A 19,771-nucleotide genomic window follows, 5' to 3' on the forward strand; every position below is an offset into this window, starting at 1 on the left:
CCCGGTGGCGGGGGCGTCCCCGGAAGGGGCTCGGCGCCCCGGCGGTCGGCACGAGGTGGCATACTGGCCGCATGCACACGCACGCGATGTTCTGGTTTACCTATGGCACCGGCCCGTCCGGCTGCCGTCAGGTCGACCGTCGTCGCGCGTAAAGCACCGACACCGACTTCACCAGGCGCCCCGGGCCGCACACAGGCCCGGGGCGCCTGGCGTTTCTCCCGCGGCCGCCGCCGGACCGGGCCCCCGACCACGAGGAGCCCCCGTGACCGCCGTGACCAGCACCACCGCCCCCTCGGCACCCTCGAACCCCTCGGCACCCTCGGCACCCTCCGCCGAGGCCGTGATCTCCGCCGCCCGGGCCGAGATCGACGCGCTCGACGCCCGCCTCATCGCACTGGTCCACGAGCGCATGGCCGTCTCCGCGCGGGTCCAGGAGGCGCGGATCGCCGCCGGGGGCCGCCGCGTGCACCTCTCCCGGGAGATGGAGATCCTCGGCCGCTTCCGCGCCGAGCTCGGCGGCCACGGCACGACGCTGGCGATGACGCTGCTGGAGCTGTGCCGCGGCCGCGTCTGACGGCTGACCGGCGTCACCCGTACGGTGCGTGACCTCGCGGGGGACCCTTCGTTGATAGAGGTGTCCCCGTGGGGACACGCCACCGGAGCGTGAGGCGCCCGTTCCGCCCTCCCAGGCGGCCGGCGCGCCGTGGGACCGCGCTCCGGCAGTGATCGGACAGCAGGGGACAGCAGCCCGGTCACGCCCCCTTGCCGCCAGCGGCAAGGCCGCACGCGGTCGGCTCCCGGGACGCCGGGGGCCGGCCGCGACGCGGGGCGGAGGCCACGGCGCCTACCGCCTGCCGCCCACCACGCACCGCGCCCACCGAACGCTCTCCGCGGCGCTCCCGCACCGCCCTACGCCGTCGCGAGCCGGTCGAGCTGCTCGGTGACGATCGTTTCCGGAACCGGCCCCGGGTCGCCCGGCGGGAGCCGCTCCGCACGGAAGGCGGCGGTGACGGTCCCGGCGCGCACCACCGTCAGGTACTCCATGAAGACGATCTCCTCGTCCTTGACGTCCCGCACCTCCAGGCGGAACGCCACCGCCTCGTCCCCCGCGCCCGCGGGGACCTCGGCCGCCGCCACCGAGCGCACCGCGGCCTCGGCCAGCGCCCGGTCCTCGGTGAAGCCGTCCGCGCACGCCGCTCCGGCCTCCCCCAGCGCCCGCATCACCCGCTCGGCGTCCCCGTCCGGGTAGGAGCGCAACTGGACGTCCACGCTGGGCGAGGCGAAGTCGTCGCCGAACGTGACGCGCCGGTCCACGGTCGCTCCGGGGTCGGTGCCGGTCGCGCCGGGCGCCAGGCTCACCAGGGGTTGGCAAACCTCGGGACGGGCGCGGAACTCCAGCTCGTCATAGGAGGGGCCGTCCAGCGGGAACGTGCCGACCTCCCCGTCTCCGACGCGCTCCCCCTCAGCGAAGGCGGCCTGCTCCAGCCGCTGTCCGGACACCGCGAGCGGGGCCGCGGCCGGGGCCCCGCCCGCCGGGCCGGCCTCCGGCGACTCCCGCGCCCGCCCGTCTCCGCCGTCGCCTCCGCACGCCGTCAGCGCCGTCAACGCCGTCAGCAGGACCACCGCCACCCCGAACCGCTTCATGGACACGACCCTAGCCACGCCGCTCCCGCGCGGGTGGGGGCGGCCCGGGCGGGAGCCGGGGACACGGCGCCGGGCTCCACGCGCTCCGGCCGTGTGGGGCCGACCGGAGCGGTGCGCCGGCTGTCGGCTCAGCGGGCCACGAACTGGGTGAGGATGGCCTGCACCTCGTAGATGTCGACGCCCTTGGTGAACGTCTTCTGGACCGGCGTCGGGTTGCTGGAGATCCACAGCTTCAGCTCGGCGTCGAGGTCGAACGTGCCGGCGGTCTCCACCGCGAAGTGGGTGATGCTGCGGTAGGGGATGGAGTGGTACTCCACCTTCTTGCCGGTGAGGCCCTGCTTGTCGACCAGGATCAGGCGGCGGTCGGTGAAGAGCATGGTGTCGCGGATGAGCAGGTAGGCGGCGTGCACCTGCTCCCCCTGGCCGAGCAGGCGCGCGTAGTCCTGCGCGGCCGTCGCCGGGTCGATGGAGTGAGCGTTGCCGAACAGCGCCATGTGCGCCCCCACTGGTCTCTGGCGTGATACTGCGTGATCGTCGCACTGTATACCGCGCGGGTGGCCGGGCCGCCGGTCAGTCGAGCGGTACGGCGGCCCGCGTGAGCGCCCCGCCCGCGTCCCCGGTGTTGACGGTCCCGGCGGGCTCCAGGAGCAGCAGCGAGGTCTCCTCCTCGGCCAGCGGGCAGTGCTCGACGCCCCGGGGGACGATGTGGAGGTCGCCGGGGCCGAGCGTGACGTCGCCCGTGCGCAACCGGATCGTGAGGCGCCCGGAGACGACGAGGAACAGCTCGTCGGTGTCGGGGTGGCTGTGCCAGACGAACTCGCCGTGCGCCTTGACCACCTTGACCTCGTAGTCGTTGACCTCGGCGATCTTCCGCGGCGACCAGGGCTCGCTGAACCGGGACAGGGCGTCGGTGAGGTTGACCGGCTGGGCAGACATGGGCGCTCCTGACGGGCGTGTGCGTACGCACGGGCGGGTGGCGGTGGGTGTGGCGGTGGCGCACGGTCGGGGCCACCGGACGGCACCAGCGTCGCCGCCGCCCGGGGCCGGCGTCTTGTACGTTCCTGGCATGGGGGAGGCACGGGTGCGGGCCTGGCGGCCGGCCGTCGCGGGCATCAGCGAGGTGTTCCACGCGGAGTTCGCCGACCACGCCTATCCGGTGCACACGCACGCCACGTGGGACCTGATGATCCTGGACGACGGCGCCGTGGACTTCGCGCTGGACCGCCACCGGCACGGCGTGAGGGGGCGGGGCAAGGTGATCCTGCTGCCCCCCGGCGTGCCGCACGACGGGCGGACGGTCGGGGCGTCCGGGTTCCGCAAGCGGGTGGTGTACCTGGACACCGGCGTGCTGCCCGCGCGGCTGGCCGGTTCGGCGGTCGACCTGCCGGTGCACGGGGACGCCCTGCTGCGGCGGCGGGTGCACCAGCTCCACGCCGCGCTGCACCACCGCGACGACGCGTTCGAGGGCGAGGGGCGGCTGGCGTTCATCCGGGAGCGGCTGCTCGGCCACCTGACCGGCCGCCCGGACGAGCCCCGGGGCCGCACGACCGAACGCGAGGCCGGGCGGCTGGCGTCGGCGCTGCGCGAACTGCTGGAGGCGCGGCTGGGCAGCGGGCTGACGCTGGCCGAGGCGTCGGCCCTGCTGCACGCCGACCCCACCCACCTGGTCCGGTGCTTCCGGCGCGCCTACGGTCTGCCGCCGCACGCCTACCTCACCGGCCGGCGGGTCGAGCGGGCGCGGAGCCTGCTGCTGGACGGGATGCGCCCGGCCGACGTCGCCCCGGCCGTGGGCTTCTACGACCAGGCGCACCTGGGCCGCCACTTCACCCGCCACGTCGGCGTGCCGCCCGGCCGGTACGCCGCCTCCCACCGCGGCGGTCGGGCCGCCGCCCCGGCCCGGGCGGCCGACGGGTGAAGGCCGCGGGCACGGCCGGTGACCGGGACGGACGGGCCACGCAGGCGGGCCGGACGGCGACCGGGATCAGGGGGCGCGGGGCGGGAGGTGTTCGGCGAGGACCTCGGCGAGATGGCGGCCGCGCACGCCGCCGAGCTGGGTGAGCTGGGTGCGGCAGGAGTAGCCGTCGGCCAGCAGTTCGGCGTTCTCCGGCGCGGTGCGGACGGCGGGCAGGAGCTGGTCCTCCGCGCAGGCGGCCGAGACGTCGTAGTGGCCCCGCTCGAAGCCGAAGTTGCCGGCGAGGCCGCAGCAGCCGCCGGAGAGCTCGCCGGTGAGCCCGGCCAGCTCGCGCAGCCGGCGGTCGGCCGCGTCGCCGAGCACGGCGTGCTGGTGGCAGTGGGTCTGCCCGGCCACCGGGCGGTCGACGCGCGGGGGTCGCCAGCGCGGGGCCAGCTCCTGCAGGGTCTCGGCGAAGGTGCGCACGCGGGCGGCCAGCCGCGCCGCGCGCGGGTCATCAGGGAGCAGCTCCGGCAGGTCGGTGCGCAGGGCGGCGGCGCACGAGGGTTCGAGCACGGTGACGGGCAGGTCCGCGTCGACCGCGGGGGCCATGGCGTCCAGGGTGCGGCGCTGCACGGCGCGGGCCTGGTCGAGCTGGCCGGTGGAGACGTAGGTCAGGCCGCAGCACACCGGTCGCGGCGGCACGGCCAGGCGCAGCCCGGCGTCGTGCAGCACGGCGACGGCGGCCCTACCGGCCTCGGGCGAGAGGTGGTTGGTGAAGGTGTCGGGCCACAGGACGGTGGTGGGGCCCGCGGGCTGGGCGGCGCGGTCCTGGGTGCGCCACCAGCGGGTGAACGGCACCGGGGCCAGCGGCGGGACGTCCCGCTCCGGCGCGAGCCCGGCCAGCCGCTTGGCCAGGGCCGCCAGCGGCCGGGCGGACGCGGCCGCGTTGAGCGCGGGCACCGCGCGGGTGGCGGCGGCCAGGCGCAGCCACCGCGGGAGCCGCCCCAGCGCGTAGTGGGCCAGGGGGCGGCGGCGTCCCGCGTAGTGGTGGTGCAGGAACTCGGCCTTGTAGGTGGCCATGTCGACGCCGACGGGGCAGTCCGAGCGGCAGCCCTTGCAGGACAGGCACAGGTCCAGCGCCTCGTGCACCTCCGGCGAGCGCCAGCCGTCGGTGACCACCTCGCCGGCCAGCATCTCGTGCAGCAGCCGGGCCCGGCCGCGCGTGGAGTGCCGCTCCGCGCCGGTGGCCCGGAAGGAGGGGCACATGACGCCGGGTCCGGCGGCGGTGTCGCGGCACTTGGCGACGCCGACGCAGCGGCGGACGGCGGCGGAGAAGTCGCCGCCGTCGTGGGGGTAGGCGAACGCGGTCCGGGGGCGCTCGCGGGGCAGGACGGCGAAGCGCAGGTTCTCGTCCAGCCGGTGCGGGCGGGCCAGCACGCCGGGGTTGAGGCCGCCCTCGCCGCGCGCGGCCGCCGGGTCCCAGGCGTCCTTGAACCGCTCGAACAGCGCGACCATCTCCGGCCCGTACATCTTCGGCAGCAGCTCGGCGCGGGCCTGCCCGTCCCCGTGTTCGCCGGAGAGGGAGCCGCCGTGCTGGACGACGAGCTCGGCGAGGTCGGTGGAGAAGGCGCGGAAGCGTTCGACGCCGGGCCGGCTGAGCAGGTCGAAGTCGATGCGCACGTGGATGCAGCCGTCGCCGAAGTGGCCGTAGGGCAGGCCACGCAGGCCGTGGGAGCGCAGCAGGGCGCGGAAGTCCTTCAGGTAGGCGCCGAGGCGGGCGGGGGGCACGGCGCAGTCCTCCCAGCCGGGCCAGGCCTCGCTGTCGTCGGGCAGGCGGGTCGCGGTGCCGGAGGCGTCCTCGCGGATGCGCCACAGCGCGCGCTGCTCGGCCGGGTCGACGACCAGGGCGTGGTCGGTGGTGCCCGCGGCGGCCGCCGCGCACAGCCGTTCCGCGTGCGCCCGGGCCTCCCGCGGGTCGGCGCCGCCGACCTCGGTGAACAGCCAGGCGCCGCCGCGCGGGAGCAGGGCGCGGGAGGCGGGGCCGACGAGGTCGTTGGCCATGCCCTCGACGGTCAGCGGACCGTGCGGCAGCAGGTCCGCCGCGGCCTCGGCGGCGGCCGACTCGTCCGGGTAGCCGAGCACCGCCAGCACCCGCGCGCCGGGCGCTTCGACCAGCCGGACGGTGGCCTCGGTGAGCACGCCCAGGGTGCCCTCGCTGCCGGTGAAGGCGCGCGCCCAGTCCTCGCCGCGCTCGGGCAGCAGCGCGTCGAGCGCGTAGCCGGAGATGCGCCGGGGCAGGTCGGGGAAGCCGGTGCGCAGCCGGGCCAGTTCGCCGTGCACGAGCGCGCGCACGGTCTGCCGCAGGGGCTCGGGGACGCCGTCGCCCCCGGGGGCGAGGTGGGCGCGCTCCCCCGCGTGGGTCAGCACCCGCAGCGCGTGCACGTTGTCGGCCGTCGTGCCCCAGGCGACGGAGTGGGCGCCGCAGGAGTTGTTGCCGATCATCCCGCCGAGGGTGCAGCGGCTGTGCGTGGAGGGGTCGGGGCCGAAGGTGAGCCCGTGGCGTGCCGCCCGCGCGCGCAGGGTGTCGAGGATGACGCCGGGCTGGACGACGGCGGTGCGCGAGCCCGGGTCCAGCTCCAGCACCGCGTTCAGGTGGCGGGTGAAGTCCAGCACGACACCGGTGCCGGTGGCCTGGCCCGCGATGCTGGTCCCGGCGCCGCGGGCGACGACCGGAACCCCGTGGGACCGGCACACCGCGAGGGCGGCGGCGACGTCCTCGGCGTCCCGCGGCGCGACGACGCCCACGGGCACGCGCCGGTAGTTGGAGGCGTCCATCGTCATGAGCGCCCTGCTCGCGGCGTCGAACTCGACCTCGCCGCGCACGTTCTGCCGGAGTTCCGCTGCCAGTCGCATGTGTCCCAGCGTGCACCCTGGCGGGCCCGGGCCGAAGCCCTTCGGCGCGGCCCGGCGTGGTGGCGGCCCGGTCCGCGCGTCCCGCGGGGCCGGTGCCGCCGCCCGGCCCACCGGCACACCGGCCCACCGGCCTACGGGCCGAGGGCCGCGCGGCCGGCGTGGGCGTCGTGGCAGGCGTGGAGCGCGGGACTGGTGTGGCACGCGGGGCCGGTGCGGCACGCGGGGCCGGTGCGGCACGCGGGGCCGGTGCGGCTCGCGGGGCCGGTGCGGCCGTCCCGGCCGTCCTGGCCCGCGAGGGCGGGGGCGCCGGCCCGGGCGGCCCGGTGCGCTGCGGGGGCGGGCGGGGCCGCCGTCACGCGGCGTAGAGGTCGAACGTCGAGCTGGCGCGGCCGGCGGTGGTGTCCAGGGCCGGGTCGGCGCTCAGCATGGCCTGGTGCAGTCGCTGGAGCTGCGGCGAGGGCTCGACGCCCAGCTCGTCGATCAGGCGGGCGCGCAGGCGGCGGTAGACCTCCAGGGCGGTCGCCTGGCGGCCGGAGCGGTAGAGGGCCACCATGGCCTGCGAGTGCAGTCCCTCGTGCTGGGGGTGGCGGGCGATGAGGTCGGTGAGTTCCGCGATGAGCTCGTTGTGGCGGCCCAGGCGCAGGTAGGCGTCGATGCGGCGCTCGACGGTGCACAGGCGGCTCTCCTCCAGCCGCATCACCTCGATCTGGAGGATGGGGCCCGCGCCCACGTCCACCAGCGCGGTGCCGTCCCACAGCGTCAGGGCCTCTTCGAACAGGTCGGCGGCGCGGCCGTCCCGGCCCTCGGCGAACGCCCGCTGGCCGGCCGCCGTCAGCCGCTCGAAGCGGTGCACGTCGACGCTCTCGGGCGGGGCCTGGAGCACGTAGCCGCCGTGCCGGGTGGCGAGGACCTCCTTGACCGAGCCGGGCGCGCCAGGGCCCATGGCGGTGCCCAGGCGGCGACGGAGTTGCAGGATGTAGGTCTGCATCGTCGTCATGGCGCTCTGCGGCAGGTTGGTGCCCCAGATCTCCTCCATGAGCGTGGACACCGGCACCACGCGACCCGGGTAGAACGCGAGCAGCGCGAGGATCTGCCTCGGCTTGCCCGCCGTCGGGACGATCGACACGCCGTTGACCTCGGCGCTCAACGGTCCGAGAACACGAATCTCCACGGCTAAGTCCCCCATATCCGTTCGGACTCCACCGGTGGCCGAACGCCACCGTGCGCAGCACCGTAGCCGCGTTCGGGCGGCGCCCGCGGGCCTCTCTACTTGTGTTCAAGCGGCCTTCGAAGCCCCCGCTTCCGACTCACCGGAGAACCGCTCGAAACCGCGGGCGGCACGCTCGCCGGCACCCGGCCGACGCCCCGGCCGACGCTGCCCCGGACCGCCCGGGGCGGGGACCCGGGCGGCACGGACCCACGGGCGTGCGGACGCAGGGGCGTGCGGACGGCACGGACGGGTCGGCGCTTCGGGCCCGCAGCCCGGCGCGGGCACGCGGGCGGCGCCGGCGCACGGGGGTGCGGGGACGGGCGCGAAAGGTGGCGGGGCGTGCGGTGGGGGGTGGGGACTCATGCCAGGGGGCGGGCGGGTTCGGGGAGGGGGCACAGGCGGGGGGCGCCCCGGCTCCAGGGAAAGCCGTGGTGGAACTGGAAGACCGGGGGCCCCGCGGTGTCGGCGCGCACGGCGGCGGCGACGAGCACCTCGGGCACCGGCTCCAGCTCCAGGAAGCGCCACCGGTGCGCGACGTCGCCCGGTGGGGGCCGGAAGCCCAGGACGCCGCTGGGCTCGGCGAGTTCGAAGGCGAAGGAGTCGAAGGGCAGGACGAGGCCGAGGCCGCGCGCCTTGGAGTACGCCTCCTTGAGCGTCCACAGCCGCAGCACCCGGCGGTCGCGGGGGCGGCCGGGCGGGGCCTGGGCGATCCAGTGCCGCTCGGCGTCCGCGAACGTCCGCACGATGGCGTCGAAGCCCTGGCGGCCCCGGTCGAGCCGTTCGACGTCCACGCCGATGCGGTGCCGGCGCACCAGGCCGAGGACGTTGTAGCCGTGCGCGTGGGAGAGGTTGAAGTCCAGCTCCCGGCTGCCGCGGGGCAGTCCGTCGACGGGCTTGCGCAGGAACGGGCGGCCCCGGGCGGACCGCCAGATCACCGCCTCCGCCTCGGGCACGCCGCTCTCCAGCGCGAGGACCCGGCGCACCAGGGCGTGCGCGACGAGGTACTGGCGGCGGTCCCGTTCGAAGAGGAAGCGCTCGGCCGTGCGCCGTTCGTGCTCGTCCAGCCAGTGCCGGGCCAGCAGGGCGGCGAGGTCGGGCGGGAGGTCGTCGTTGGGACAGAACCACAGCTTCACCGGCTCCGGCGGAGGCGCGCCGTCGGCCGGGTGGCCCGTCGGGGTCGTCATCCCGGTGACCCCCGCTCCGGCGCGCCGCCGGGGGCGGGCGCGGAGTCCCGCCACAGCGGGCGGCGCAGCAGGGCGGACGGGGGCAGCGGCACGAGACCGCTCCCGGCGCCGGAGCGGGCCTCCAGCGCTGGCCAGGGCACGTCGACGCCGGACAGCCACAGCCCGGTGAGCTGTTCCAGGCGCCCGCTGCGCCAGAGCGCGGCGAGGTAGTCGCGGGTCTCCGGCGCGGCGGCCAGCCGCAGCGGGTCGGCGCCGCGGGCGCGCAGGTCGACGCAGCGCACCTCGGCGGCTCCGGGGCCACCCGCGCGGTCGGCGGAGTCACCCGGGCCACCGGAGTCGGCGGCGAACCGGTGGAGCGCGGCGGCGAGGGCGGGGGTGTCGTGGGCGAGGACCGCGAGGCGGCAGGGTCCGCTCGCGCGCCCGGCGCGCAGCGTGCGGGCGACGGAGGCCAGTGCGGGGCGGTCGGCGGCCGTGGCGCCGGGCGGCGCCGCGGGGTCCAGCCAGGCGGCCAGACGGGCGGCGGTGGCCCGCAGGTGCGCGGGGGTGGGCGCGCACAGCAGCACGAGTTCCTCGCGCGCGTCGGCCGGATCGGGCGCGGCGGGCGCGGGCGCGGCGGTGGGCAGGTGTTCCTCCAGCACCAGGCGGGCGCCGAGCGTGGGGCAACCGTCCGGGCCGGGGGTCTCCACGCACGCGGCGCGCGGCAGCGTGCGTCCCGTGGCGTCGTGGGCCCGGGGCCACGGCGTGGCACCGGCCCCGGCGCGGGCGGGGGCGAGCACGCCGTGCCGCAGTTGCAGGACGGCGGCCGTCAGCGCGGCCAGCCCGGTGGCGGCACCGGCGTCACCGACGCGGCGGAGTGCCGCCTGCCGGGTCTCGCGCAGCAGCGGGCCGCCACCGGGCGCGGTCGACGGCGCCGGGCCGAGGGTGCCGGTGGCGGTGGCGCGGATGACGGCGTGCACCTGGTCGCCGTCGGCGAGCGCGGAGCGCAGCGGCTTGAGCACCACGGCGCCCACGCCCTCCCCGGCGCCGTCCCGCCCGCGGGCGGGGTGCAGCAGCAGTTCGACGCCGCCCGCCACGGCCGCGGCGCAGGTGCCGCGGCGCAGCGCCTCCACGGCGAGGTGCACGGCCGTCAGGCCCGAGGAGTCCGCGGTGTCGACGACCTGCCCGGGGCCGGTCAGGCCGAGCAGCGCCGCGAGCCGGGACGGCAGGCGGGCCGGGCCCTCGGCGGGTCCCTCCGGGGAGCCGGCGGCCCAGGACCGGGCTCCCAGCAGCGCGTAGTCCGCGGAGGCGACGCCGACGTAGACGCCGACGCTGCGGAGGGTGCCGCCGGGCCCGGCGAGAGTGTCCAGGCGGGCCCCGGTCAGCCCCGCGTCCTCCAGCGCCGCGTGGGCCGTCTCCAGGAACAGCCGCTGCTGGGGGTCGAGCCGGGCGGCGTCGCGGGGCGCCAGGCCGAAGAACTCGGCGTCGAAGTCGGCGGCGTGCTCCAGGAAGTGCCCGCGCTGCCCGGCGGCCAGGGGGGAGGGGCCGGGGCGCCGGGGCGGCGCGGGGGCTGAGGTGTCGCGGGCGTCGCGGACGACGCGCCAGAAGGCGTCCAGGTCCGGGGCGCCCGGGTAGCGCCCGGCGATCCCGACGACGGCGAAGCGGTCGTCCACGGCGCGCTCGGGCACGGGTTCGGCCCCCCGCCCGGGCCCGACGGCCCGGGCGGGCGCCGCGTCCGGTGCCGGGCCCGGTGCCGCGTCCGGCGCCGGGCCCGGCGGCGGAGGCCGGTCGAGCGTGCCGGAGGGAGCGCCGGACGCGTCGGCTCGGGCGGGGTGCGGGGTGCCGGCGGGCGGGGCGTGCTCGCCGTACGGGCCGGGCCGGACGCTCCCGTCGGCACGTTCGGCGCGTTCGGCACGTCCGGCGCGTTCGGCACGGGCACCCCGGTCGGCGCGGCCGGTCAGGAGCCGGGCGGCGTCCGCGCGGTCGAGGGCGCCCGCCTTGAACCGGGTGAGGATCTCCCGTTCGTCCATGTGCGCGCGGCTCCGTTCACACCGAGCGCGGCGTCGACGGACAGCCGGTCGTCGCGCACGGCGTCCAGGAGCGCGTTCAGGCTCAGCGGCTCCGCCGTCCACGGGCGGACGGCGCGGGGGCGCGCGGGCCGGGCCCCGGGGGACGCGGCGGCGGTGGGCGTCCGGCCGGCGTGCCGGGTGAGGTAGGCGGCCATGGACGCCAGGTTGGGGTGGTCGTAGAGGGTGACCGCGCGCTCGCGCATGTCGAACACCCCGTTGATGGCCGCGACGAACTCCGAGCCGACGATGGAGTCCACGCCCAGCAGGCGGAAGGGTGCGGTGGGGTCGATGTCCCACGGGTCGCACCCCAGGATGCGGGCGAGCTCTTCGCGCAGGGTCTCCAGCACCGGGCCGGACGCCACCTCCCCCGGTGCCCGGGACGCCGCCTGGGCCCCCGGGTGGGGCCCGGAGGCCGCCGTCCACGCGGGGGCGGCGGACCAGGAGCGCTCGCGGGCCAGGTGCCAGGACAGCGCCAGCGGCGTCGGGTGGTCGAAGAGCGCGTACGGCTCCAGGGCGGCGCCCCAGCGGGTGTTGACGGCGGCCAGGAACTCGACGGCCAGCACCGAGTCGAGCCCGAGCGAGGGGAACATCCGCTCCGGGTCGATCCGGTCGGACGGCAGGCGCAGGACCTCGGCCAGCGTGTCGACGACCTCGGGGAGCAGGTCCGTCCCCGGCGCGGTCGGTGCCGCCGCCCGGTCCTGGCGGTCTTCTCGCGGCATGGGTGGTCTCCAGTGGGTCCGGCCGGGCGAGGCGGCGGTGGTGAGGGCGGGGACGGGCCGGCGGCGGCCGACGCGGGCTCCCGGCGGCGTCAGCCGGCCCGGCTCAGGAGCCGGCCGGCCGCCGGGGCCGGGGCGTCCAGCGCGGCCTCGGGGCCCGCCATGAGGATGGAGCGCTGGACGCGGCGCAGCGCCGTGGAGGGCTCGAGGCCGAGTTCGCGCACCAGGGCGGTGCGCAGCCGCTGGTAGACGTCCAGGGCCTCGCTGCGGCGCCCGGAGCGGTGCAGCGCGAGCATGAGCTGGCCGTGCAGCGTCTCGTGGGTGCGGTAGCGGCTGACGAGCATGGTGAGTTCACCGAGCAGCTCGCGGTGCCGGCCGAGCCGCAGGTCGGCCTCGATGCGCTGGTCCAGCGCGCACAGCCGGGTCTCCTCCAGCCCGCGGACCCGGGTCTCCAACTGGGTGCCGGCCGGGACGTCGGCGAGGGCGCCGCCCGTCCACAGGGCGAGGGCGTCGCGCAGTTGGCGGGCCGCGCCCGCGAAGTCACCGGCGTCCATGGCCCGGTACCCCAGGCCCGCCAGCCGCTCGAAGTCGCGGACGTCACTGGCGCCGCCCGCGGTGTTGAGGACGTAGCCGCCGGGCGCGGTGGCCAGGACCTCCTTGGCGGTGCGCGGCGGTGCCCCCTGCGGCTCGCGGCGGAGGGCACCGGAGATGAGCTCGCGGAGCTGGAGCACGTACGTCTGCAGGGTGGTGCGGGCGCTGCGCGGTGGGCGCTCGCCCCACAGCTCCTCGATGAGCGAGGCCACCGGCACGACGCGGTCGGCGTGCAGCGCGAGCATGGCCAGCACCTGGCGCGGCTTCGGTGCCGTCGGGGTCACCGACGCGTCGTTGAGTCTGACGTTCAACGCACCCAGAACTTCGATATTCACGCCATCTCCCCTGTCCGTGAATGTGGGCCGGTTCGCTTCTGGCTCCGAGGGCCGATTTCCAGCCCCACCCGGCGGAAACCGAGTAAAAAACAGGGCGGACGGTTTGTCAATACCAAACCGTCCGCCCCGTTTTTACCGGCCCACCTTCCGGCCCTCCGAGGCCGGCGCCCACCTCAGCACCCGGGGGCCGAAGCGACGGGGCGGGCGCACGCCGCGCACCCGGCGCCGGGCGGTTCGCCGGACGGCGCCCCGGGGGGACGGGCGGACACCGGGGCGTCCGGCGCCGCCAGGCGCGGCAGCAGCAACTCCCAGAACTGGGTGACGTCCTCGCCGGACGGCCAGCGCCCGTCCTGGGCGCCGAGGAGCTCGAAACCCACGGTCGCGGCCACGATGGTGCGCGCGGTGGGGCCGGTCGCCACGCCCGCGGCGAGCCCGCCCTCGGCGTCCGCGCGGCGCAGCGTGTCCTCCACCCACCGCGCCCACCAGCCGCGCAGCGCCGTGCCGCCGGACCGCGCGGGATCGCGCCACAGCTCGAACCCGGCCCGCACCACGACGTCCGAGGCCAGCCGGTCCACCAGGTGGTGCGTGGCGGCCACGAGGGACTGGAGCGCGCCGCCGGGCTCCTCGTCCGCGGCGGCGGCCATCCGGCGCACGGCGCCGGCCGCCTCGTCCTCCACCGCCCGCGCCAGGGCGTCCTTGCTGTCGAAGTGGAAGTGCAGACCGCCGTTGCTCACCCCCGCCCGCCGACTGATCGCCGAGAGCGAGGCCGGGGTGAACCCCTCCTCCGCGAACACCTCCGCCGCGGCGCGCACGAGCGCGCGCCGCGTGCGCGCCGCACGCTCCTGTTTGACCATGGCCCCACTTTACAAACCGACTATGCGGTTTCGTAAGCGGCTCAAGCGGTTCTGTGGCGACCCTCGGCCGGAGCTGTAGCGGAATCAGCGCGGAGCCGGCCGCACCCCGCGCCGCCCGGCTCCGCGATCCGGAGGCGCCGGGCCCCGGCCGGACCCGCGCCACCGGGCGCCCACCCGTGCCCGCCGAGCGGCGAACCTCCCACGTCACCGGCGCGAGCCGGGGAAGAGACGCGGATGTTCACGTGGCGCACCGCTCGCCGCCACCCGGCAGCCGGAACCGCCGTGCAGGGTGGCCCGGCGCCGCGCCGCGCACCGGGTCGACCGATGCGGAAGCGGAGGCTCCACATCTCGCCGGGTCGAGTTGTGAACGGCCGGTAGAAATGAAACCGGGTGGTATGTATCTTCGGGCACACGCCTCACCCACCACCTGTCCATCGCCACGGGGGAGATATGACAGCGAGCACGTTCCGGGTCGAGCACCCGACAGCGGGAACCGGCGGAGCGGGAGGGGCCGCGGCGGCGCGCGCGGCCGCCGAACCGCCGCTGTTCCGCTTCCCGTCCCTCACCACCACGGTACCCAAGGAGTTCGTCCACCGGGCCGCCGTCGCCGAGGTCATGCTGACCGACTGGCAGCGCCGGGACGGGGGCCGCTTCGAGGTCATGGCCCAGTGGCCGCGCGGACACAGCTTCTTCACGCCGGTGAGCGGCCACCACGATCCCATGCTGGCCGCCGAGACGATCCGTCAGGTCGGATCGCTCCTGGCCCACGCGGAGTTCGGGGTGCCGCTCGGGCACCACTTCCTCATGCGGGACCTGGCGTTCACCGTCCGGCCCGCCCACCTCCTGGTCGGGGACGCGCCCGCCGCGCTCGACCTGGACATCACCTGCTCCGACGTGAGCCGGCGCGGCCGGCAGCTCACGGGCATGCGCTACGACGCGGTGATCCGCCGGGACGGACAGGTGGCGGCCACCGGCAGCGCCTCCTACACCTGCACGACGCCGGCCGTCTACCGGCGGCTGCGCGGCGCCCGGGGCGTGCTGGGCGGCGGCCCGGTGCTGCCGCTGACGGCGCCGGCCGCGCCGGAGAGCGTGGGCCGCCACTCGCCCGTCGACGTCGTCCTCTCCCCCGGCGGACGGGCCGGGCGCTGGCAGCTCCGCGTGGACACGCGCCACCCCGTGCTGTTCGACCACCCGGTGGACCACGTGCCGGGCATGGTGCTGATCGAGGCCGCCCGGCAGGCCGCCGCCGCGCTCCTGGGACGCCCGGACTTCGTCCCGGCCGCGGTGGAGAGCGAGTTCAGCCGGTACGCCGAGCTGGACGCGCCCACCGTCGTCGAGGCGCGCCGCGCGGAGCCGGGCGAGGGCGGGTCCGTGGTGGTCACCGGGTACCAGGACGGCGAGCCGCTGTTCCGCTCCACGGTGTCCTGACGGCCCCGCGCCGGCCGCGTCGGCCGTCCCGGGCGGGGGCGCGGCGCGGTGGCCGGGACGCGCCTGCTGCCGCGTCAGCCGGGGTTCGCACGTCGAGGAGCGGCCTCCGGTGCGGTGCGTCGCGTCGCAAGGCGCCGGATCGGCCTCGTAGCGGGCGTAGCGGGCTTAGCGGGTCCGCTCGGCCGCTTCGGCGACGCCGCGAGGCGCCGTGCCGGGCGTCGCGGCGAGGCGGACCTCGGCTGATGCGGCGCTAGCGGGCGGTGTCACCGGGACCGGCGGTCCCGGTCGCGCCCCGGGCTCCGGGTGCCCCGGCTCCGGCCGCCCCACCGGCGGCCGTCACGCCTTCGGCCGCCCGGCCTCCGGCTCCCCCGCCTTCGGCGGGCGCGGTGAACGCCGACGCGTGGTCGGCGACCCAGGTGGCGAAGGAGCGCGCGGGCGCTCCGGTCACCTCCCGCACGGTCTGCGTCACGGCCACTTTGGCGCCGTCCCGCTGCCGGACGGCGGCGGCCAGCAGGGCGTCGGCCAGGCGCGGCCCGTGGCGCCGGGTGAGGGCGACGCGGGCCCGGGCGGGCGTCAGCTCCTCGAACCGCAGCGGCACGCCCAGCACGTCGGCCAGGCGAGCGGTCTGCTCCGTGGCGCTCACCGCCTCCGGACCGGTCAGCGTGTGCGCGGCGCCGTGGTGCCCGTCCTCGGTGAGCGCCCGCACCGCGACCCCGGCCACGTCCCGCGGGTCGACGCAGGCGTTGCGCGAGGTGCCGTACAGCGCCCGCACCACCCGCTCGGCGCGCACCGACGGCGCCCAGGACAGGCAGTTGGACATGAACGCGCGCGGGCGCAGCAGCGTCCAGCGCAGGCCCGAGCCGGTCAGCAGGGCCTCGGTGCGGCGCTGCCAGCGGGTGACCAGGTCGTCGGCGGCCGGGTCGGTGACCGCCGCCGCCGACAGCTTGACCACGTGGCCGACGCCCGCCTCCCGCGCCGCCGCCAGGAACGCGGCGTCCTCCGCGCCGCCCACCCGGGTGGTGACCAGGAACGCCCGGGTCACACCGCGCAGCGCGCGGGCGAGCGAGGCGGGGTCGGCGTAGTCGGCGGCGACGGCCTCGGCTCCCGGGGGCAGGGCCGCCAGCCGGTCGGGGTAGCGCGTCAGCAGCCGCACCGGGGTGCCGGGCGGCAGGGCGCGCAGCACCTCCCCACCGACCGTGCCGGTGGCGCCCGTTACCAGTATCACCGTCGTCCTCCCCTGTTCCCGGCCCGGCTACGGCCCCGCGCCGCCACGCCGCCGGTGCGGCACACCGCGCCCCGGCCCCTCCGCGGCCGCCCGGCACGGCCCGTGGTGGCCCGCGGCCGCCAGCTCGTGGGCACGGGCATGTCATTCCTCGGACACCCGTGGTCAAGCGCGCTACTCCCGATAAGATACATACCTGGCGGTTTCTTTGGCAGGGCCGTCGTGCAGAGTTCACCTGAGGCGGCGGAGGCGACAGTGGCGAAGCAGGACCGGGCCATCCGGACCCGGAAGACGATCCTGGCGGCGGCGGCCCGGGTGTTCGAGGAGCGGGGCTACCAGGCGGCCACCATCACCGAGATCCTCAAGACCGCCGGGGTCACCAAGGGTGCCCTCTACTTCCACTTCCAGTCCAAGGAGGACCTGGCCCACGGGGTGCTCAGCGAGCAGGACCAGCGGCTGGTCGTCCCCGAGCGCCCGTCGAAGATCCAGGAGATCGTGGACGTGGTGACGCTGCACGCCCACCGGCTGCGCACCGACCCGATGGTCCGCGCCGGGGTGCGGCTCTCGCTGGACCAGCAGGCGCACGCCCTGGACCGCAGCGGGCCGTTCCTGCGCTGGGGGGAGATCCTGGTGGACCTGCTGGACGCGTCCCAGGCGCGCGGCGAGCTGCTGCCGCACGTCGAGCCGAAGGAGACCGCCGAGGTGCTCGTGGGCGCGTTCGCCGGGGTGCAGGCGATGTCACAGGCCGTCAGCGGCTACCAGGATCTGGCCGACCGCGTCTGCGCGCTGCTGCGCCACCTGCTGCCCAACGTGGCGCTGTCCTCCGTGCTGGCCTCGGTGACGCTCTCGGCCGAGCGCGGCGAGGCCGTCTACCGCGAGCTGGCGGAGGCCGACGCGGCGGAGGCGGCGGCGGTCGAGGCGGCGGCGGCGGTGGAGGCCGAGGGCGTTCCGGTGGGGTGAGCGGCCGGGGGTGCGCCGGCCGGCCGGGCGGGCGCGGGCGGCTCCTGCGGGTGGTGCGGCGGGCCGAAGTACTCGGACAGCGTGTCGGCCAGCCCCGCCGCGTCCGGCGGCGCTCCCGTACCGCCCTCGTCACCGGCCCGCCCGGTCTCCCCGGCCCCGTCGGACCGACCGGCCTCGCCGGTGCGACCCGCCTCGCCCGCCCAGGCGACGTACCCGTCGGGCCGCACCAGCAGGGCCGGGGCCGGGAGGCCGGGCGCGGGGGCGCAGCGCACGACGCGCAGCACGTGGGACCAGCGTTCGGCCGTCCGGCCGTAGGCCGCCGCCGGTCCGTCGGTCAGGAGCAGCAGCGGCCGGCCGCACTCCAGCAGGGCGATGACGTCGGTCGGGTGGCCGGAGACCGTCAGCGCGGTGTTGGGCAGGAAGGTGCCCACGCAGCGGGCGGGGCGCTCGCCGCGGGTGGGCAGCACGGTGTCCTGGGCGCTGATGACGGCGCCCAGGTAGGCGCTGCCGGACCCGGCGGTGAGCAGGTCGCTGAAGAGGGCGCGCAGCGGGTCCAGTTCGGGGTCCGGGCGCATGAGCGCGACCTGGGCGCGGGTGTTGTCGATGACGCGCTGGGCGGCCGGGCGGCGTTCGAGGTCGTAGGTGTCCAGCAGGCCCTCGCCCGCGCGGCCGGTGACCGCCAGGCCGAGTTTCCAGCTCAGGTCGACGGCGTCGAGCAGCCCGGTGCTCAGCCCCTGGCCGCCGATGGGGAAGTGCACGTGGGCGGCGTCTCCGGCGAGGTAGACCCGTCCGGCGCGGTAGGTGTGCGCCAGCCTGCTGAAGTCGCTGAACCGGCTGAGCCAGCGCGGGTGCGACATCGTCAGGCGCCGCCCGGCGATCCAGGACGCCTCCCCGGCCAGCTCCTCCAGGGTGGGCGGGGCCGCGCGGTCGGCGCCGCCCGGAAGCGCGGGGCCGCCGCCGGGGCCCGCCCCGGGTTCGGCGCCGCCCGCGGAGGCGCCGGGGCCGCCGTCGGCGCGGTCGGCGACGCGGCGCAGCGTGCGCACCAGGGTGGTGCCGTCGGGGCCGTCCTTGGTGACGAGCCAGCCGCGCGGCGTGCGGTGCCAGCCCGCCGGGGGCGCGCCGGGGCCGCCGAGCCGCACCAGGCCCACCAGGGCCGACACGGTGGGCGGCAGGGTGTCGGAGCCGATGCCCGCCTGCCGGCGCACGGTGCTGCGGGCGCCGTCCGCGCCGACGAGGTGGGCGGCGCCGTAGGTGACGGTGCCGCGCGGCCCGTCGGCGGTGACCCGCACGCCGTCGGCGGCGCTGCGCACCTCGCGCACGCGGTGGCGGCGCAGCACCCGCGCGCCCTGGGCCCGGGCCGCGTCCTCGAAGAGCCGCTCCAGCCGCGCCTGCTCCATCTTCAGCAGCGGCGTGGGTTCGGCCGCCGGGGCGGAGATGGACAGCCCCGGCAGACCGGCGAAGTGGAAGGGGACGGACGCGGTGCCGTCGGCGGGGGCGCGGGCCGGACCGGCCGCGGCGCCGTCGCCGGGCGGAGGCGGACCGGTGCGCGGACCGAGGTGGTAGCCGCGGCGGGCCAGGCACTGCACGGTTCTGGCGTGCAGCGTGGTGGCCCTGGGGCGGTCCGAGACCTCGGCCTCGGCCTCCAGCACGGTCGTCGCCACGCCGCGCGCGGCCAGGTCGGCGGCCACCAGCAGGCCGACGGGGCCGCCGCCGACGACGATCACCTGCTGCTGTTCTGCTGGACGTCTCACGGTGCGGGTCCCCATCCCGCCGGCGGGGTCACCGGCCGCGTGGGCGGGGCCGCCGGAGTACGGGAGCGCGCGCCGTCGCCGCTCGCCGGCCCGGAGCCACGGCCGGGCGCGGGTGCCCCGGAGGCTGCTCGGTGTCGGTGTCGGTGTCGGTGTGCCGGTGTCCGGGTGCGGTGGCCCCGGGGACCCGCGCCGCTGGGCCGCCGGACGGGCGCCGGGGCGCGCCGCGGGCCGGGACCGGACGCTGACGGCCGTCGGTTCACGAGTCCGCCGCCGCGGTGCCGCGCCGGTCAGCCGGCCTGCCCGCCCGGGGCGGGCGCGGCGGCCCGTCGGCTCCCGGAGCGCGGCGCGGCGGTGGCCGTGGTGTGGTGGTGCTTCCGCATGGCGTCCTACCCCCGTCGTGGTGCGTACGGTTCGCCGCCGTACCGACCCGTCCACGCACCCTGCCGGGCGCGACCCGCCGCAAAAATATACCGGTTGCCCGGTTCTGGCAACGGCCTCCGACGCCGCGGACCAGGGTGTTCGCCGCGGCCGGGAGCAGCGCGGGTACGACGCGGGAGCAGCGCGGGTACGACGCGGACGAGGCCGCAGCCCTGGGGGCTGCGGCCTCTGGCCGGTTGCCGCGGGGGAGCGCGGCGGACTGCGCCGGACTGCCTCAGAAGGTCAGGCCGAAGGAGTCGATGTAGCCGGTGTCGTTGGGGTAGGAGTCGCGGACCCAGAGCTGCCAGGTGCCGTTCGCCGCGACGCGGGAGGCGTCCACGGTGTAGGTCTCGACGACGTTGGCGGCCGAGTCGTAGTAGCTCCAGTTCTTCAGCACGAAGTCCGTGCCGTCGGGCGCCTCCAGGACGACGGTGAGGTCGCCGCGGAAGGTGTGCTTGATGTCGACCGCGACCTTCAGGGCCGCCGGGCCGTTGCCGGACCGGCCGGTGACGTTGATGTCGGAGGCGACCCAGCCGCCGTAGTCCGGGATGTTGACGTTGTCGGTGTTGACGTAGTCACCGGCGGGCGGCTCGGGGTCCGGGTCGGG

The 19,771-nt window shown here is 77.4% G+C and carries 17 protein-coding genes; 4 read left to right on the forward strand and 13 right to left on the reverse strand.

Going from position 1 to position 19,771, the window contains the following annotated elements:
* Positions 1–262 precede the first annotated feature (262 nt).
* The gene (locus OSB71_RS22195) at positions 263–574 is read left to right on the forward strand and encodes a chorismate mutase (protein WP_265950572.1); all 312 of its coding nucleotides are present in this window, start codon (positions 263–265) and stop codon (positions 572–574) included.
* A gap of 335 nt (positions 575–909) precedes the next feature.
* Here the strand turns inward: OSB71_RS22195 and OSB71_RS22200 are convergent, their stop codons facing one another.
* The 3 genes from OSB71_RS22200 to OSB71_RS22210 form a co-directional block, all read right to left on the reverse strand.
* On the reverse strand, positions 910–1,644 hold the full coding sequence (locus OSB71_RS22200) for a hypothetical protein (RefSeq protein WP_265950573.1): 735 nt from the start codon (positions 1,642–1,644) through the stop codon (positions 910–912).
* 128 nt (positions 1,645–1,772) lie between these two features.
* Positions 1,773–2,138, reverse strand: coding sequence for a PH domain-containing protein (locus tag OSB71_RS22205; RefSeq protein WP_265950574.1), 366 nt, complete (start codon positions 2,136–2,138; stop codon positions 1,773–1,775).
* 76 nt (positions 2,139–2,214) lie between these two features.
* Complete coding sequence (locus OSB71_RS22210; protein ID WP_265950575.1) at positions 2,215–2,580, reverse strand: cupin domain-containing protein; 366 nt, start codon at positions 2,578–2,580, stop codon at positions 2,215–2,217.
* Positions 2,581–2,710: 130 nt separating this feature from the next.
* Here OSB71_RS22210 and OSB71_RS22215 point away from each other — a divergent pair, with 130 nt between their 5' ends.
* Positions 2,711–3,559, forward strand: coding sequence for a helix-turn-helix domain-containing protein (locus OSB71_RS22215; protein WP_265950576.1), 849 nt, complete (start codon positions 2,711–2,713; stop codon positions 3,557–3,559).
* Positions 3,560–3,625: 66 nt separating this feature from the next.
* On the opposite strand, the gene OSB71_RS22220 is transcribed toward OSB71_RS22215, so the two are convergent.
* From OSB71_RS22220 to OSB71_RS22250, 7 genes are all read right to left on the reverse strand, one after another.
* Positions 3,626–6,451, reverse strand: a complete 2,826-nt coding sequence (locus OSB71_RS22220; protein WP_265950577.1) for an FAD-binding and (Fe-S)-binding domain-containing protein — start codon at positions 6,449–6,451, stop codon at positions 3,626–3,628.
* Positions 6,452–6,803: 352 nt separating this feature from the next.
* Positions 6,804–7,622: an AfsR/SARP family transcriptional regulator gene (locus OSB71_RS22225; RefSeq protein WP_265950578.1), complete on the reverse strand. Its 819-nt coding sequence runs from the start codon at positions 7,620–7,622 to the stop codon at positions 6,804–6,806.
* Positions 7,623–8,020: 398 nt separating this feature from the next.
* Positions 8,021–8,845 carry a 4'-phosphopantetheinyl transferase family protein gene (locus OSB71_RS22230; protein WP_265950579.1) on the reverse strand — a complete coding sequence of 275 codons (825 nt, stop codon included), beginning with the start codon at positions 8,843–8,845 and terminating at the stop codon, positions 8,021–8,023.
* Complete coding sequence (locus OSB71_RS22235; RefSeq protein WP_265950580.1) at positions 8,842–10,851, reverse strand: beta-ketoacyl [acyl carrier protein] synthase domain-containing protein; 2,010 nt, start codon at positions 10,849–10,851, stop codon at positions 8,842–8,844. Before OSB71_RS22235 ends, OSB71_RS22230 begins: the two co-directional genes overlap by 4 nt.
* Positions 10,779–11,609 carry a phosphopantetheine-binding protein gene (locus OSB71_RS22240; RefSeq protein WP_265950581.1) on the reverse strand — a complete coding sequence of 277 codons (831 nt, stop codon included), beginning with the start codon at positions 11,607–11,609 and terminating at the stop codon, positions 10,779–10,781. The genes OSB71_RS22235 and OSB71_RS22240 overlap by 73 nt, the downstream gene beginning before the upstream one ends.
* Before the next feature lie 89 nt (positions 11,610–11,698).
* Entirely contained in the window at positions 11,699–12,532 is an 834-nt protein-coding gene (locus tag OSB71_RS22245; RefSeq protein WP_265950582.1) for an AfsR/SARP family transcriptional regulator, read from the reverse strand.
* Positions 12,533–12,705: 173 nt separating this feature from the next.
* Positions 12,706–13,386, reverse strand: a complete 681-nt coding sequence (locus OSB71_RS22250; RefSeq protein ID WP_265950583.1) for a ScbR family autoregulator-binding transcription factor — start codon at positions 13,384–13,386, stop codon at positions 12,706–12,708.
* Positions 13,387–13,836: 450 nt separating this feature from the next.
* Here OSB71_RS22250 and OSB71_RS22255 point away from each other — a divergent pair, with 450 nt between their 5' ends.
* A complete protein-coding gene (locus OSB71_RS22255) occupies positions 13,837–14,814 on the forward strand; it encodes a ScbA/BarX family gamma-butyrolactone biosynthesis protein (protein ID WP_265950584.1) in 978 nt (325 codons plus the stop codon).
* A gap of 250 nt (positions 14,815–15,064) precedes the next feature.
* Here the strand turns inward: OSB71_RS22255 and OSB71_RS22260 are convergent, their stop codons facing one another.
* A complete protein-coding gene (locus tag OSB71_RS22260; protein ID WP_323055332.1) occupies positions 15,065–16,039 on the reverse strand; it encodes an NAD(P)H-binding protein in 975 nt (324 codons plus the stop codon).
* 252 nt (positions 16,040–16,291) lie between these two features.
* Between OSB71_RS22260 and OSB71_RS22265 the strand changes: the two genes are divergently transcribed.
* A complete protein-coding gene (locus OSB71_RS22265) occupies positions 16,292–16,996 on the forward strand; it encodes a ScbR family autoregulator-binding transcription factor (protein ID WP_265950585.1) in 705 nt (234 codons plus the stop codon).
* On the opposite strand, the gene OSB71_RS22270 is transcribed toward OSB71_RS22265, so the two are convergent.
* Together OSB71_RS22270 and OSB71_RS22275 are read right to left on the reverse strand one after the other, a co-directional pair.
* The gene (locus tag OSB71_RS22270) at positions 16,906–18,747 is read right to left on the reverse strand and encodes an FAD-dependent monooxygenase (protein ID WP_323055333.1); all 1,842 of its coding nucleotides are present in this window, start codon (positions 18,745–18,747) and stop codon (positions 16,906–16,908) included. The two genes, OSB71_RS22265 and OSB71_RS22270, sit on opposite strands and share 91 nt — an antisense overlap.
* Positions 18,748–19,399: 652 nt before the next feature.
* On the reverse strand, positions 19,400–19,771 hold a 372-nt coding region (locus OSB71_RS22275; protein ID WP_265950587.1), incomplete at its 5' end, for a proprotein convertase P-domain-containing protein.

The organism is Streptomyces marinisediminis (genome assembly GCF_026262575.1).
GTDB classification, from domain to species: Bacteria; Actinomycetota; Actinomycetes; order Streptomycetales; family Streptomycetaceae; genus Streptomyces; species Streptomyces marinisediminis.

Excerpts from the sequence above, each read along its gene's own strand:
- OSB71_RS22200 (WP_265950573.1), bottom strand. The coding sequence starts at position 1,644 with ATGAAGCGGTTCGGGGTGGCGGTGGTCCTGCTGACGGCGTTGACGGCG.
- OSB71_RS22205 (WP_265950574.1), bottom strand. The coding sequence starts at position 2,138 with ATGGCGCTGTTCGGCAACGCTCACTCCATCGACCCGGCGACGGCCGCG.
- OSB71_RS22210 (WP_265950575.1), bottom strand. The coding sequence starts at position 2,580 with ATGTCTGCCCAGCCGGTCAACCTCACCGACGCCCTGTCCCGGTTCAGC.
- OSB71_RS22215 (WP_265950576.1), top strand. The coding sequence starts at position 2,711 with ATGGGGGAGGCACGGGTGCGGGCCTGGCGGCCGGCCGTCGCGGGCATC.
- OSB71_RS22220 (WP_265950577.1), bottom strand. The coding sequence starts at position 6,451 with ATGCGACTGGCAGCGGAACTCCGGCAGAACGTGCGCGGCGAGGTCGAG.
- OSB71_RS22230 (WP_265950579.1), bottom strand. The coding sequence starts at position 8,845 with ATGACGACCCCGACGGGCCACCCGGCCGACGGCGCGCCTCCGCCGGAG.
- OSB71_RS22235 (WP_265950580.1), bottom strand. The coding sequence starts at position 10,851 with ATGGACGAACGGGAGATCCTCACCCGGTTCAAGGCGGGCGCCCTCGAC.
- OSB71_RS22240 (WP_265950581.1), bottom strand. The coding sequence starts at position 11,609 with ATGCCGCGAGAAGACCGCCAGGACCGGGCGGCGGCACCGACCGCGCCG.
- OSB71_RS22250 (WP_265950583.1), bottom strand. The coding sequence starts at position 13,386 with ATGGTCAAACAGGAGCGTGCGGCGCGCACGCGGCGCGCGCTCGTGCGC.
- OSB71_RS22255 (WP_265950584.1), top strand. The coding sequence starts at position 13,837 with ATGACAGCGAGCACGTTCCGGGTCGAGCACCCGACAGCGGGAACCGGC.